Origin of the sequence: Acinetobacter sp. TSRC1-2, from assembly GCF_049895885.1 — a bacterium.
Lineage (GTDB): Bacteria > Pseudomonadota > Gammaproteobacteria > Pseudomonadales > Moraxellaceae > Acinetobacter.
Genome location: NZ_JAFCTF010000005.1, coordinates 15,514 through 29,729, shown reverse-complemented (window position 1 = coordinate 29,729; position 14,216 = coordinate 15,514). Strand labels below are relative to the sequence as shown.

Genomic DNA, 14,216 nt, shown 5'->3' with positions numbered 1-14,216 from the left:
TAATAAAAATTTCATTTTCAAAACTATTAGTTTACTTAGCGACAAGATGTTTTATATTTTTACTTTTCCTTATACCTCTAAGTAATAAATTGATAGCGTAAAAGTTGCATTCGTGTCATGAGTAACAATTTAAAGAATTTTATTTAATTTTAAAAAATTTATAATTTAAGAAAAAATATGGGTTATAAAAGTCCATATTCTAGAATATTACATTCTATCTCATGCATCTTCTACTGCATATTTAGCTTGATTCCACTTTAAATAAGACTTTGCTTTAAAACTATCCCATTTTTTTTGCAGATCACTTTCGGAGTCTTCAAAACGTGCATTTTCACCATATTCAGATCGGGAATTACGTCCAAATTCATAAGCGGAAGATAAATCTCGATCATAATTAATATCTGGAATATCACGATGTGAATCATTGTAATATAGTCGATTAGTATAGCTTTCTCGCCAATATTTTTCAGAATCTATACTGTTTGGAGTACCATTTTGATTTTCTAAATTTGCATCAGTCATTATTTGAGTCAATAAGATAATTTAATACTCTTATGTACAGGAAAGAATATTTAATCTAATAATTTAAATATTATTTCTGCTGATTATCATTCTATTGTTGTTGCTCATCATTAACATGTTTTAAAGGCTATTAGGATTTTGCTGCTGCTGGTGTTGCGGATCATTCTGTTTTTTCAGTTGGCCTTGGTTGCCATTTTGCTGTTGATTTTGATTATTAGAACGACCATTCTCTTGATCTTGTAGATTATTTAAATTAATCATTTTACACCTCATAATATATATAGTTAGTAAAATTTTAGAATCTGTATAAATCAGATATAATTATTAGCATGAATTTTAGATTAAAAATAAAAGAGATGTTACATATTGTTTACAATCTAATTTAATTTTTATTTAAAAAAATATTGAGGAATAACCCGTTTAAATTAATTTATAAAATAGGAGATTTAACTCCAAGTTAAAATTATAAAACTTAATGACTTAATTATTTTGAATAATTTCAACTAAACTCTTGCAGATATAATTAATTAGTTTCTTTAATTTCTCTTCCTTTTTTCCTTTACAAAAACAACGATAACTATAAATTTTGTTTTTATATAAAATAGCATAGAAAAAAGTTCCTACAGGCTTATCCTTGGTTTCTGAGCCTCCACGTTTGAGTAGCCCAGTACACCCAACGTATATATCTGATTTAAAAATTCTTTTTGATTTTTTAACTAATTCTTCAGTAATTTTAGAAGATTCAGGTGTGTATTTCTTAATCATTTTTGATGGAATCTTTAAAATATTTTTTTTAACTTTTAAATCATAGCAAACCAGTCCACCATTTAAAATTTCACCGGAAAAAGGAGTGAGAGAGAAACGGTAAGCCAAATAACCTGCAGAAGCACTTTCAATAAAAGTAATAGTAATTTTATTTTTAGCCATTAATTTACAACATTTAGTAGTCATATTCACAACCTTATTTTAGGCTTTGATCATAATATCTTAAGGATGAACATAGATATTAACAATATATTTTTTAAAAATTTTTCATTATAATTTATGAGTTATGTAATTTAACTGTTTGAATTATATAAATAGATAAAAACCAATTAAACACAAATTAAACGAATTATAACAATTTGAATCTTTTACCGTGTCATATTGGTAAATTATGTTTATAGCAGACTTACCGCTTGGAGAATAAAAATGCCAGTAGCAGTAAAAGAACGCTTGCTCGATTTAATTGATAAAAATCATCAGAATTACTGCGATATAGTGAATTATTTTATGAATTCACAAATTACTCAACACGATAAAGAGCGGAAAGCTGCGAGTTTTCTACGCAAAGAAATTCAAACCTTGAATTTAGATAACTTAGAATTTCCTTCGGAATTGAATAAAATTTCTGAATGGCTGTGTAATGATAATAAAGTTCAATGTAGTGAATATCAGTTATATAAAGACAGAAGGAATAGCGGGGGAAAACGAGAATATTTTAAAAATGTAAGTCAAGCATTTGAATTTCTTATTAAAGTTGCTCCGGTAAAGCGGGTAGATGGTGCATGGTTATATAGTTTAGTTCATTACTGGAATGATCCAATTTTTCGTGAATTAATCCAAATATATGTAGAGGAGTTAGGGTTGGGCTTAGTCAAATCTAATCATGTGAGTTTATTTGATGATTTACTGGTTAAGCTGGGTCTAGAACACTTCGTATTAGAGTTAGAGGATGAGTATTATCATCAGCCTGCAATTCAATTAGCACTTGCTTATGCTCCCCCTGAATTTATTCCCGAAATAGTCGGTTTTAATTTGGGCTACGAACAGTTGCCATTACATCTTCTGATTACCAATTATGAGCTAAATGAATTAGGCATTAATTCCCAGTATTTTAATCTGCATATCACTATAGATAATATGGACAATGGTCATGCAAACTTATCTATTAAGGCCCTGGAAAAAATTTATAAAAAATTCAAAGATAAAGAATCATTTATGGAAAAAATGAAAATTGGCTTTGCTTTGAATAATAAAGGATTATCCTCTAGACAAATTATTAAAAATTTAAGTTCAGAGGCTCTAGTTCTTAAAATTTTGAAACGAAAAGCGTTGGTTGGCAATGTCATTCATAATGATAAATGTAAATTAAATAATCGTTCTATTAATGAGTGGCTTTCTGAGCCGAATCTTGTCGAAGAATTTGTAGAAATATTGATTGAAAAGCAGTGGATCCTCCTAAATCAAGATCCTGAACAAAGCCGGTTCTGGAAGTTGATCAGTCATGAAGAAGGCAAAATGTATGGGGTCTTTAATGCGACTGAAAAGCAAATTATTCATGACTGGATTGCAGGTGACTATTTTAAACAATCGTATTCGAAGTATAAAAAGGTTAGCTCCACTTCTAACGCTATAGATGAATTCATGTTCAGTTATTTAGCTGATGGAGAGTTAGAAACCATACAACAGCAGATTTCTGAATCAGGTAATTTAGCTGTCAAAATAAATAAATTGCTACCTTATCTGGCACCTCATGCTCATCATAAAGAAACCGGCCTTTGGTGTACTCAACGTTTTGTGGATTATCTTTTTCCCTTTCTTAGCGAGAAAAACTCATCCATTCATTAACTGCATGAAAAAAAGTTTATTTTCATCGTTTTTTACTATCCTCAGTAGTACTTTAATTAACAATTATAGGTAGGAATATGAACCCTAACGCAAAGAAAAGTGAAGTAGCAGGAACTGATACTCTAGATAAACAAAATACCAATGCCAAATCGCAACAGTTGGATGAATTCCGCCGCGATGCCACTGGCGAGGCGCTGACCACAAATCATGGGGTCAAAATTTCTGACAACCAAAATAGCTTAAGGGCAGGTGTGCGTGGTTCCACTTTACTGGAAGATTTTATTTTAAGAGAAAAAATCACCCATTTTGACCATGAACGTATACCAGAGCGTATTGTGCATGCACGTGGTGTAGGCGCGCATGGATATTTTCAGGCTTATGAAGGTAATGAACAATATACAAAAGCGGCTTTTCTAACTGATGCTAGTGCACAAACCCCAGTCTTTGTACGTTTTTCTACTGTGCAGGGGCCACGTGGTTCTGCAGATACTGTTCGAGATATTCGCGGTTTTGCAATCAAGTTTTATACTCAGGAAGGCAATTACGATATGGTGTGTAACAATGCACCTGTTTTCTTCGTGCAGGACGGGATTAAATTCCCCGATTTTGTCCATGCAGTAAAACCAGAACCTAATACAGAAATCCCCACAGGTGCTAGTGCTCATGATACTTTTTGGGACTTTGTTTCCTTGGTTCCAGAAACGGCGCATGCAGTGATGTGGGCCATGTCGGACCGGGGTATTCCTAGAAACTTACGTTCGATACAAGGCTTTGGGGTGCATACCTTCCGCTTGATCAATGCTGCGGGCAAAGCAATTTTTGTCAAGTTTCACTGGACTCCAAAACAGGGGCTAGCTCAGCTGGTTTGGGATGAAGCACAGAAAATAGCGGGTAAAGATCCGGACTTTCATCGTCGCGATCTATATCAGGCAATTGAATCTGGGAATTATCCAGAGTGGGAACTCGGCATCCAAGTCGTGAACGAAGAAGATGAAATGAGTTTTGACTTCGATTTGCTGGATCCAACAAAAATTATTCCAGAAGAACTCGTACCTGTTATTCCAGTGGGTAAACTAGTTCTGAACCGCAATATTGACAACTTCTTTGATGAAACTGAACAGGTTGCATTTTGTCCAGGTCATATTGTTCCTGGCATAGATTTTACCAATGATCCTTTATTGCAAGCACGTTTATTTTCTTATACCGATACCCAATTAAGCCGTTTAGGCGGTCCAAACTTCCATCAGTTACCGATTAACCGAGCTGTATGTCCATTCCATAACAATCAGCGTGATGGTATGCACCAAACATTTGTGCATCGCGGACAAGCCTCCTATGAGCCAGACTCTATAGACAATAACTGGCCAGTAGAAACACCATCCGCAGCTCAAGGTGGGGGATTCGAGAGTTATCAGGAACGTATTGACGGCAATAAAATTCGTGCACGCAGTGATTCATTCTCTGATCATTTCTCTCAAGCCCGTCTTTATTACCAAAGCTTGGCTCCGTATGAGCAAAAGCACGTGGTAGATGCCTACGTATTCGAATTAAGTAAAGTTCAACGTCTACATATTCGAGAGCGGGAAGTAAAAGAAGTGTTGGCGAATATTGATTTAGATTTAGCTCAACAGGTCGGTCTAAAGTTAGGCATAGAAATCCCTACTAATACCGACAAAGATCTTAAGAAATCCTCAGTTGAGAAGTCTGCCAAATTAAGTTTTGAGGCTTTTGTACCTGAAGATATTAAAGCCAGAAAAATCGCTGTGCTGGTGCATGATAATGTGAATCAAGCCAATATTGATGCAGTTTTAACATGGGCTAAAGCTGAAAATGCCGTGGCTCATATTCTTACCCCAACCCCTGCGCCTGTTTTAAATAACCAGAAAGCTAAATTGCCTTCCAATGGAATGCAAAAGGGTGAACCTTCTATTATGTATGATGCAGTTGTAATTGTTGATGGTGATAATTACGATGTAGTCAAGGCAGATGGTATTGCTACCCATTATATCCTGGAAGCTTATAAACATTTAAAACCCATCATTTTCTTGGGCGATAAGAAAACCTTAATTGATGATCTAAAATTGGTGATGGATAAAGGTACGCTAGTGGCTGAAGAGTTTAATGCAGTAAGAGATGAGTTTAAGGATCTGATTCGAGCTCATCGTATTTGGGCACGAGAACAAGTAGCAGAAGCGATTCCAGCTTAAATATTTATAAAAGCATAAATTTTTTAGCAAGTTTATGTAGGGCAAATTTTCAACAAGTAAGGGGAAACGCAATGTTTCCCCTTATTTTATGATTTTATAAAAATTTAGTCCTCTAAGTGACAAATATAATCTAAGACTTCATCTGCCCTAATCTTGAACCGACTATTCCTTGGAACATAGAAAGATTGGCCAGCATAGTAAATCTGGCCTTGTACATCATTTTCTAGTTGAACATGACACTTTCCTGAAATAATTTCTATACGTTCAGACACATTTGTTTCGAAAGTAAGGGGGTATTCAGTAGGTAAAATTACGCCTATTGTTTTTTTTGTGCCATTTTTAAACTGAATAGTACGACTAATAGATAAACCATCAAAATAAATATTTGGCTTTTTTACCACAGAAACAAAATCAAATTGAGTTGACATTAAGATGCTCCTGAAAAGTTTTTTATAATAATTGAGCAATATTAGAATATGTATTTGAAATCCAAACATATACAGGAGAATTATGTTTTTTAGTTTAATTATGTAAATTTAATTAACAGTTGTTACTGACAACCTCATTTTTATGAAAAAACTAAACTATTCAATATTTTAAAATTATTTTTTCATTTTCTAGTTAAAATAGGAGCCGAGTCCCTTTATGTGAACTTTTATATTTTAGTTTACAAGATATTTAACGTAATCAATTACTCGTCACCGCGAGCCAGAACCTAGATAAAATATTAAAATTTTCTGCTTCAATTATAATTTTTGATGTACATTTTCATCCAGTCGAGATCACTCCATCTATTATAAAAATGAGTTCTATTGCTTGTATGCCAATTAAATAATCTATAATTTTAATAGCTTATTTATAACATTTCTTAAGCGTACTTTATGTACCTTGAAACAGTTACAAAACAGTTTTTAAATAATTGAAAAAGGCAATTTATTTATAGTTATTTTGTGTATAATTTCGCCAAATTTAACCCCTGTACATTTATTGGTTTCCAATAAATCTACAGGGGTTTTTCTATGGAATTATTTTGGATTTGGATGCCCAGAACTTTCTTATCGTGGTGGCTCACACATGTTTTCTTCCAAAACAGTACATCTAGACCATGCAACGCAACATAGTGCGCAGCGTCTATCTACATTACTTTGTTTTTTCACTCTCGGATTAAGTACTGCCGCTTGGGCACCTCTTATTCCTTATGCTCAGCAAAGACTTCATCTTAATCATGCTGACTTTGGCACTTTGTTGCTGAGTATAGGGTTAGGTTCCATGATTGCTATGCCTGCAACAGGTTTATTAATTCAGAAAGTGGGCTGTCGTGTGATTATCTCGGTAGCAATTTTAATATTATTACTCGTTTTACCGACTTTTGCTTTGAGTAGCAGCATCATCTTCATGTCTGTAGCATTGTTCTTATTTGGTACAGCTGCAGGTAGTTTAGGCGTTACTATTAATTTACAAGCTGTAATTGTAGAAAAAAACAGTGCTAAAAGTATGATGTCTCAGTTCCATGGTATGTGTAGTTTAGGAGGCTTGGCTGGAGTAATGACGGTGACAGCTTTACTGGCAATGGGGGTAACACCGTTAATGAGTGCTCTGGCTATTTGCACTTTACTGATGATCATCAGTTTAATTGCGGTGCCGAATAGTCTATCTAAAATTGAAAATGACAAAAAAATAGATCCGGTTGAACTGGAGACTAAGTCCAAAAAATTACCAGGTCCGTTCATTATATTGGTTGGTTTAGTCTGCTTTATTGCTTTTCTTTCAGAAGGTTCAGCTATGGACTGGAGTGGTATTTACTTAGTAAGTGAGTATGGACTAAAGCCGGCATTTGCTGGGCTAGCTTATACATTTTTTGCTATCGCAATGACTGCTGGACGTTTTGCGGGCCATTACTTACAAAGAATATTGGGTGAAAAAAATATCATTGTTTACAGTGCAATTTGTGCATCGATTGGTCTTTTCACTGTAGTTATGGCACCACATTGGATGATTGTTTTATTAGGTTATAGCCTACTTGGGCTAGGATGCTCTAATATTGTACCGGTGATGTTTTCGCGAGTAGGACGGCAGAATATCATGCCTAAAGCAGCCGCATTATCATGTGTTTCTACTATGGCTTATAGTGGATCATTATTAGGTCCTGCTTTGGTTGGAATGGCCAGTGAAATGATAGGGTTAACTGTTGTTTTTGGGATGATTGCCGCCTTGCTGATGCTGATTGCATTTTTGAATCAATTTACTCAAATTAAAGTCTCTTAATTCGCCTGCTTTAAATGCTTATTTAAGATATATAAAAAACCGGTAGATCAATTGATGTACCGGTTTTTTATATTGAAAAATATGCAATTTATCTAATGCATATCCTTAATACGGAACAACTCGATTATAGGTTTTGCGAAGCGGGGGGGTAAAAATCTTAAGTACTTCAGCTCGTCTTAAATCCTCTAGAAAAGCATTCCGCCAGTCATTAATATTAAAACGCTGTAGTCCCTTCATTAAGTGTTTATAGCGGTCCAGACGTTCTGCCTTGGACATAGTTAAAGCCTTTTTTAAACCCTTAATCATGCTGCTACGATCTTCTGGATCCACAATAATTGCTTCAGACATTTGTTCTGCTGCACCTGCATATTTTGAAAGGATTAAAACACCCGGATCCTCTGAATTTTGGGCGGCAACAAATTCTTTTGCTACCAAATTCATTCCATCGCGCAATGAGTTAACCCAACAAATATTGGCTTGTCGATAAATTTTCATGAGCTCATCATGCGAAACAGTTTCATGAGTACAATTGATAGGTGACCAGTCATCTTTCGAAAACTCCTGATTAATAAAATCAATTTTGGATCTTAAATGGTCATACAGATTTTTATAGGCTGAAATCTCCATGCGGCATGGACATGCAATTTGTAGATCAGTAATATTTTTGTGATATTCAGGATTGTTTTTTAAAAACTCTTCATAAGCATTAAAACGCTCTATTAATCCTTTGGAATAGTCGATACGGTCAACACTAATAATGGTTTTTTGATCAGTTAAATCTTCAAATTCAAATACAGGGTGAGAAATCTCTGTTGCTTGCTGAGCAACTTGTTGTATAAGTTCGGGATTAACTCCAATTGGATAGCATTGAATAGTGATCTGGCGATTGTTATAGCTTAATAAATGGCTATTAATAACTTGAGAAGCTAAGAAATGATGACATATTTCCATACATTGTTTTTGGTCATGTTCAGTTTGTAAACCGACCACATCGTACTGGCAAAGATCTTGAATCAATGACTGAGCAGTAGGAATTAGATCCCAGATCTTTAAACCGGCAAAAGGAATATGTAAAAAGAAGCCAATCCTATTTTGCATATCCAATTCACGGCAATAACGAGCCACACTTAAAAAATGATAATCATGTACCCAAATTACGTCATCTGGTTGAGCAATTTTAGAAAGTTGATGGGCAAACAAGCGATTAACTTCTTGATAGGTTTCAAATTCTTCTGATTTATACTGAATTAGATCATCACGATCATGCATGGCTGGCCAAAGCGTATTATTTGCAAAGCCACAATAATAGCCCTTATATTGTTCTTCAGTTAAAGGGCAGGTCATGTATTCTACGCCATGATACTCAGCTTGGCTAAAATGTGGATTCTGGTGATTTTCAATTTTTTCACCATTCCACCCCAACCAAATGCCTCCAATGTCTTGTAGCGCGTCTTGCAAAGCAACTGCCAAGCCACCGGCTGTTGATTTTTCTGGATTGGGTAAATTTACACGATTTGATAATACGATTAATTTAGACATGCTTTTTCTCCATTCGATACTTCAGAGTGGCTTGAAAAATGTGTTTTGAAGAATTTTGAAAATAAGTCAAGAAAATTAGCAACATCTGCAACATTTTTAAGGCGATAGCATGCTTCTGTTTCCTCCTCTCCAACTTTTATACTGATACCATGATAGTGATTTACTACTTTAAAACCGGATTCATCGGTTTTGTCATCACCAATAAAAATAGGTAAAACATTGGTAAAATTTAAATGATTTAATATCTTCTGAATTGCCTGTCCTTTATCAGCCGCTATAGGTAATAATTCAAATACATATTTACCTTCATTAATTTTAAATTCTGAATGTCTACGCTGGATATCATGTGCAATTTTTTTTGCAATTTCAGCCATTTTTGGGTATTGCCGGTAGTGAATAGCCACTGAATAATCTTTATTTTCAATCAACAATTCAGGATAGGGAAGGCAAGCCTTTTGAGTATCTTGCTGGATCAAAGCAATATGATCTTTATTAAGATCTGTATTTAAATTCCCAAATGGTTGCATGTGTATTTCTAACCCATGCGTTCCCGCAATTGGTAACTGCAGAGGAGAGAATAACTGTGAGGCTACCTGTACAGAACGTCCGGTTATAGCAATCACAGGAATATCTAAATCCTTGAGTTGTTGCAATATTCGTAAGGTCGTTTTAGGAATAAAACTTTTTAAAGGATCTATATGAAATTCGGAAAGAGTTCCATCAACATCAAGAAATAAACAGCATTGTTTTTCTTTAGAAAAATAATAGCTAATAACAGATAATAAGTTCTGAGAATAAGATTCTTTATTTAAAAATTGGCGTGTAGCATTATGCATGTTTTATATCTACTACTTATTATGGTTAATCACTAATAGCACTAAAAACTTGATTAATGACGTAATTTATTATTAAACCTACATAAATTAATTAAAAATTACATATTTTCTTCTTATTTTAACCATGTTATTTTTTTGTTTTTACTTACATGTGCTTACATTATTTATCAACATAATTTATGCATTTTTATATAAAAAAACCTTTTGATTAATACATAGTCAAAGTTAATCTATTTATTTATGGGAGTATTTTATGGATAAAAATGCTGGTGAGTTTTAAAGCAAGAATAGACAATATTTTGAACTTAAAATCTTTAACTTTGATGTCATGCCCTCATATAAATATATGGTCCACACATAGTAATACCCAATTTGGATACTACTTTTTTGCTATGGGAGATCAATACTATGTTTCAACTTTTGCGTGAATTACTTTGCTTACATACTTATGAATATTTCGAGAATATTGAATGCCGTAAGTGTGGGAAAACCAAGTCTGATTAGTTGAAGGTATTACTTAAATAACCAATATTTATTATCTTGAAATTATTAGATAAATTGTACCTCTATGCGTCAGAAAATGTTCAATATTAGATTTTTTAAAATCAGTACTAACTCATTTGATTGATTCAGTTTTATACCTTTGCGTGGATATTATCTCTACTTTACTTTTGAAGAGCCAAAATAAGAAACTCAAGATATATTTTGATTCTGCAGGAAAAGCCTTTTCCCCTATGCGACATCCTGAGCAATTTTATAAAAGCGTTTGATATCCTGTAAAGATCTTGTGATATTTTTTAGTAAACTGAGATAGTAAATTGCATGATGATGGAACCTAGCCATCATCATGCAATATATTTCTTCTTTGATTTAATTCAGTAGACAAGGAGGAATTGGTCTTATGTCTATATAAGCATTATAAATAAATGTAAGCCCTAAAATATCGAATCCCTTTCTAATTGTCGGAACAACATAAATTGATTGCCCTAGAAGAATTACTTATTTTTTTCCTGGGTTTATCTTTGAAACGTCTGATTATTTATTGTATTAACTTGCCTTTGACCAAGTTTCAAATTCATTTTGAATTTCATCAATCATAAAACGCTGACAATCACGATTCCAAAAACTCATTACCGTCTCAGTAATTTTATAACCTTTTGGCGTTTTCTTATAGTGTGTATTAAAGCGCTCTAGCTGATCTTTTGGTACTTCATTTGATTGAAGAAGGTTGTGTGCAATCATTGCACGATACAACCAAGCATCCCATGCTGCCTGATCTTCTTTCAGGAGAAACTGTTGTGTCTCTGTATTATAGCCAATATTTAAAACATGAGGTTGGAATTTGAGAAAGCGAATGAACATTTGACGTTCAGTCTCCTTTTGATCTGCAGTTAATTCCCCAAGCTTAGTTGGCACTATAGATTTGCGACCTGAAAAGATGGGTGTGATCTCCATAGGGTCAGCAAAAGATTCTTTCAGAATTGAGCCTAAGTGGACGAAGATGTTGACCAAATCCAATTCGCTTATTGTTGTTGGTTTACGAACTAACTTGTCGACTGTTTCTAATAGGTTGCGTTTTGCTTGAATGTCGTTCATATCATACCTTTTGAAATAATATATTTTTAGAATTTATTAAAAACAAGCTGGAAAACACGATTTTCCAACCTTAAACGTCCTGCTTTTAAGCGAACATTTCCTCAAAATACAAGGGAAGTGGTAAATAGATTTCCCCAGATTTTGTCTCGCCTAAATACAGGACGAAAATTTGAAATGTGCGTTCATTAGATACACTTTGAATATGTATAAGCTGTTCGGCAACTTCGGAAAGATCTAACATACAAGTGGCGTAGCGAGGTGAGTCATAGAAGTGGGTATTCGCATGGGTTTTTCCAGATTTATCCATCTCTTTGGAAATATTAGCGAAGGCAAATTTGTCCTCATGCCAAAAGCCAATCACAAAACCTTCAAACTTTGCTTTTTTAAAAATTTTTTGAGTCTCGTTATCAATACTCAGCAAATCCAAAACAGCCTGTTCATAATTAGGTTTTTTGAAAACCATCTTACCGGCATGATATGAAACTGGATCATACTCATTGTTGATTTTTGCTGACTTCTTTAGTGTGTCTAGACTCGCTTCCTTATTTCCATCCATGATAAAAGCAATTTTATTGCTCTCGTCAACTTTCGGAACTTCCTTTAACAAACCGTTTAAATTGGACTCTTCTATACTTAGCTGTTCGGTCGCTTGAAAAATTTTATTAAAATCATTAATTTTCACTATTTTACCTTCTGTTCAATCGTTGCTTTATCATCGCTCAGTGCGGTTTCACATTATTCAAAATTCACGACATTTAGATAATAGTTTCAATTGCTTCACTCTTTTTGTTGAGGTGATAAAGAGGGGATGCTGAATCATTATCATATGCAGTTTAAGAATTGACCCCAAAAGTATGAATTTTTATTGCTTTTGTAGTAAATTCCATCTTGTTTGCAACAACTTCAAAATTATTAAGCACCTCCAGAATATCTTTGGACTCATTTTTCTAAATTCTATTTTTTGTTCTGAGTAATACGTTTTTAACTATTTATTTAATGTAACCACCTATTTTTCGTTATAGTTTACGCTTGAATTGTTAGCGTTTTATTTCAAAGAGAAATTCGTTTCGTAAATGTTCTATTTTCTTCTCATACATTGAATGTGTGATCATAATAAGTGCAGTATTTTAATTAATAAGCATCAAAATTGTTATGACATTAAATTTCAAAGGTAGACTAGTTGAATAATAGTATTTTTACGGCTTCTTCATGAATTTTAAGGAATTAAATTAAATTTAGATTTTCTATAACTTACTTGATTGATATTTTGTATGCAGATTTGTTCTATAGTTGTTTAAGTAAGCCATAGTCTTGGATATTCTATTTATCTTATATTTACTTAGAAACTGTCATCAATTAACTTGAAAAAACCTCACATGTTCTTATTTTTTTCATGACTAAACGTTATGCATTTAGAAAACATCAATGGGAACTAATTAAGGATCTGTTACCTGGAGGAACGGGTGCTAATGAGCTAACCACCAAAGATAACCGGTTATTTGTTGAGGCAGTACTCTTACGCAGCCATGGTGCTCATCTCGTTCAAATATTCCGTGGCGAAACTCAATAGCACGGGTTGTTTTTAGAGTAATGCCTACTCGCTTTAGCGTTTGCTCTGAAATAGAAGTGGGGGAAGAGTTTTGAAGTGCTGGCAAATGACAGTTACAAAGAATATACCATGCTTGACTTAACCATTGTTCGCGCTCATCAGCACAATGCCGGAAAAGAGAGTAGATGATTGGACGTATTAAAAAGGATTTAAACACTAAAATTCATGTATCGGACTGATGCAGTAGTCAATCTGCCAAGGTTCTTTTCACCTCTAGGCAGGGCTTGAATCTGACCTACTAAATATAAGGAACGGAATTCCGCAAAAGTAACACTTGTACTCGGGTAATGTTCCAAAACAATCCAACACCAAGTCAAATAATGATTACATGGATAGATATTTATAAAAAATCATAAACTTAGTTAAAACTATTTTTTGTAAGACTTAAATATTTTAGAGAAATCGCAGCAAGTGGTGATGATCTTTATCAATATTAAAAAGCTCTATTACTTTGGTTCTATCTTTATTTAGTTACCACTATGAAAGATGAATCAATCCTACTTTTATATAATAAATTAGTCCACTTTTTAGTGGACTAATTTATTGTTCATTCCCAATTATTTTGTGTGTTTTACCACGAGTACTGGTACATGGCTTGAGGTCAGAATCTCTTGCGCAATACTGCCGATAAAAGTTTTTTTCAAACCTGTACGCCCATGGGAACCGACGACGATTAAATCAACATTTAATTCATCAGCAATTTTGGCGATGACCTCACTGGGTGATTGACCGCTGAGAAGTTTGGTATTGGTTTCAATACCTAGATTGGTAAATTTTAGCCCTAACTCGGCCAAAATGTTTTTAGCATGAGCTTTTGCTTCCATATAATAATCCGTTATTCCAGGTACAGTTTTATAAAAACTCACACTGGTTAAAGGATCTATCACGACAACGCTTGCTATGGTGACCTTACTTCCCAATGCTTTGGCTAAAATGATGGTCTGATCAGCTGCTGCAATGGCAATAGGAGAATCATCAACAGCGACTAAGATGTGTTGGTAATTCATGATACTTTCCTGTTGTTTCAAGATT

12 protein-coding genes and 1 pseudogene are annotated in these 14,216 nt (G+C 33.9%); 4 read left to right on the top strand and 9 right to left on the bottom strand.

Going from position 1 to position 14,216, the window contains the following annotated elements; all coding sequences use genetic code 11:
• Positions 1-219: 219 nt before the first annotated feature.
• The 3 genes from ACP69Y_RS06930 to ACP69Y_RS06920 all read right to left on the bottom strand — a co-directional run bounded on the left by ACP69Y_RS06930 (position 220) and on the right by ACP69Y_RS06920 (position 1,473).
• The gene (locus ACP69Y_RS06930; protein ID WP_425917338.1) at positions 220-522 is read right to left on the bottom strand and encodes a hypothetical protein; all 303 of its coding nucleotides are present in this window, start codon (positions 520-522) and stop codon (positions 220-222) included.
• 120 nt (positions 523-642) lie between these two features.
• Positions 643-783 carry a hypothetical protein gene (locus tag ACP69Y_RS06925; RefSeq protein WP_425917336.1) on the bottom strand — a complete coding sequence of 47 codons (141 nt, stop codon included), beginning with the start codon at positions 781-783 and terminating at the stop codon, positions 643-645.
• Between the two features lie 219 nt (positions 784-1,002).
• Complete coding sequence (locus tag ACP69Y_RS06920; RefSeq protein WP_425917334.1) at positions 1,003-1,473, bottom strand: CinA family protein; 471 nt, start codon at positions 1,471-1,473, stop codon at positions 1,003-1,005.
• A 240-nt stretch (positions 1,474-1,713) separates the two neighbouring features.
• Between ACP69Y_RS06920 and ACP69Y_RS06915 the strand changes: the two genes are divergently transcribed.
• Together ACP69Y_RS06915 and katE are read left to right on the top strand one after the other, a co-directional pair.
• Positions 1,714-3,132: an iron-containing redox enzyme family protein gene (locus ACP69Y_RS06915; RefSeq protein ID WP_425917332.1), complete on the top strand. Its 1,419-nt coding sequence runs from the start codon at positions 1,714-1,716 to the stop codon at positions 3,130-3,132.
• 77 nt (positions 3,133-3,209) lie between these two features.
• The gene (katE, locus tag ACP69Y_RS06910) at positions 3,210-5,339 is read left to right on the top strand and encodes a catalase HPII (RefSeq protein WP_425917330.1); all 2,130 of its coding nucleotides are present in this window, start codon (positions 3,210-3,212) and stop codon (positions 5,337-5,339) included.
• 104 nt (positions 5,340-5,443) lie between these two features.
• Here the strand turns inward: katE and ACP69Y_RS06905 are convergent, their stop codons facing one another.
• Complete coding sequence (locus ACP69Y_RS06905; RefSeq protein WP_425917328.1) at positions 5,444-5,767, bottom strand: pyrimidine/purine nucleoside phosphorylase; 324 nt, start codon at positions 5,765-5,767, stop codon at positions 5,444-5,446.
• 646 nt (positions 5,768-6,413) lie between these two features.
• Here ACP69Y_RS06905 and ACP69Y_RS06900 point away from each other — a divergent pair.
• Positions 6,414-7,604 carry an MFS transporter gene (locus ACP69Y_RS06900; RefSeq protein ID WP_425917326.1) on the top strand — a complete coding sequence of 397 codons (1,191 nt, stop codon included), beginning with the start codon at positions 6,414-6,416 and terminating at the stop codon, positions 7,602-7,604.
• 105 nt (positions 7,605-7,709) lie between these two features.
• Here ACP69Y_RS06900 and ACP69Y_RS06895 read toward each other — a convergent pair whose 3' ends face one another.
• From ACP69Y_RS06895 to ACP69Y_RS06880, 4 genes are all read right to left on the bottom strand, one after another.
• Positions 7,710-9,143 (bottom strand): alpha,alpha-trehalose-phosphate synthase (UDP-forming), encoded by a 1,434-nt coding sequence (locus ACP69Y_RS06895; protein WP_425917324.1) that lies wholly within the window; start codon positions 9,141-9,143, stop codon positions 7,710-7,712.
• Entirely contained in the window at positions 9,131-9,979 is an 849-nt protein-coding gene (gene otsB / locus ACP69Y_RS06890; RefSeq protein ID WP_425917322.1) for a trehalose-phosphatase, read from the bottom strand. The genes ACP69Y_RS06895 and otsB overlap by 13 nt, the downstream gene beginning before the upstream one ends.
• Positions 9,980-11,026: 1,047 nt before the next feature.
• The gene (locus ACP69Y_RS06885) at positions 11,027-11,575 is read right to left on the bottom strand and encodes a hypothetical protein (protein WP_425917320.1); all 549 of its coding nucleotides are present in this window, start codon (positions 11,573-11,575) and stop codon (positions 11,027-11,029) included.
• A gap of 85 nt (positions 11,576-11,660) precedes the next feature.
• Positions 11,661-12,257, bottom strand: a complete 597-nt coding sequence (locus tag ACP69Y_RS06880) for a hypothetical protein (protein WP_425917318.1) — start codon at positions 12,255-12,257, stop codon at positions 11,661-11,663.
• 711 nt (positions 12,258-12,968) lie between these two features.
• Between ACP69Y_RS06880 and ACP69Y_RS06875 the strand changes: the two are divergent.
• Positions 12,969-13,180, top strand: a pseudogene (locus ACP69Y_RS06875) (IS5/IS1182 family transposase); the annotation flags it as partial.
• A gap of 561 nt (positions 13,181-13,741) precedes the next feature.
• On the opposite strand, the gene ACP69Y_RS06870 reads toward ACP69Y_RS06875, so the two are convergent.
• Positions 13,742-14,191 (bottom strand): universal stress protein, encoded by a 450-nt coding sequence (locus tag ACP69Y_RS06870; protein WP_425917316.1) that lies wholly within the window; start codon positions 14,189-14,191, stop codon positions 13,742-13,744.
• Positions 14,192-14,216 lie beyond the last annotated feature (25 nt).

What these genes read in the sequence shown, in the direction of transcription:
- ACP69Y_RS06930 (WP_425917338.1), bottom strand. Translation starts at nt 522, where the DNA reads ATGACTGATGCAAATTTAGAAAATCAAAATGGTACTCCAAACAGTATA.
- ACP69Y_RS06925 (WP_425917336.1), bottom strand. Translation starts at nt 783, where the DNA reads ATGATTAATTTAAATAATCTACAAGATCAAGAGAATGGTCGTTCTAAT.
- ACP69Y_RS06920 (WP_425917334.1), bottom strand. Translation starts at nt 1,473, where the DNA reads ATGACTACTAAATGTTGTAAATTAATGGCTAAAAATAAAATTACTATT.
- ACP69Y_RS06915 (WP_425917332.1), top strand. Translation starts at nt 1,714, where the DNA reads ATGCCAGTAGCAGTAAAAGAACGCTTGCTCGATTTAATTGATAAAAAT.
- katE (WP_425917330.1), top strand. Translation starts at nt 3,210, where the DNA reads ATGAACCCTAACGCAAAGAAAAGTGAAGTAGCAGGAACTGATACTCTA.
- ACP69Y_RS06905 (WP_425917328.1), bottom strand. Translation starts at nt 5,767, where the DNA reads ATGTCAACTCAATTTGATTTTGTTTCTGTGGTAAAAAAGCCAAATATT.
- ACP69Y_RS06900 (WP_425917326.1), top strand. Translation starts at nt 6,414, where the DNA reads ATGTTTTCTTCCAAAACAGTACATCTAGACCATGCAACGCAACATAGT.
- ACP69Y_RS06895 (WP_425917324.1), bottom strand. Translation starts at nt 9,143, where the DNA reads ATGTCTAAATTAATCGTATTATCAAATCGTGTAAATTTACCCAATCCA.
- otsB (WP_425917322.1), bottom strand. Translation starts at nt 9,979, where the DNA reads ATGCATAATGCTACACGCCAATTTTTAAATAAAGAATCTTATTCTCAG.
- ACP69Y_RS06885 (WP_425917320.1), bottom strand. Translation starts at nt 11,575, where the DNA reads ATGAACGACATTCAAGCAAAACGCAACCTATTAGAAACAGTCGACAAG.
- ACP69Y_RS06870 (WP_425917316.1), bottom strand. Translation starts at nt 14,191, where the DNA reads ATGAATTACCAACACATCTTAGTCGCTGTTGATGATTCTCCTATTGCC.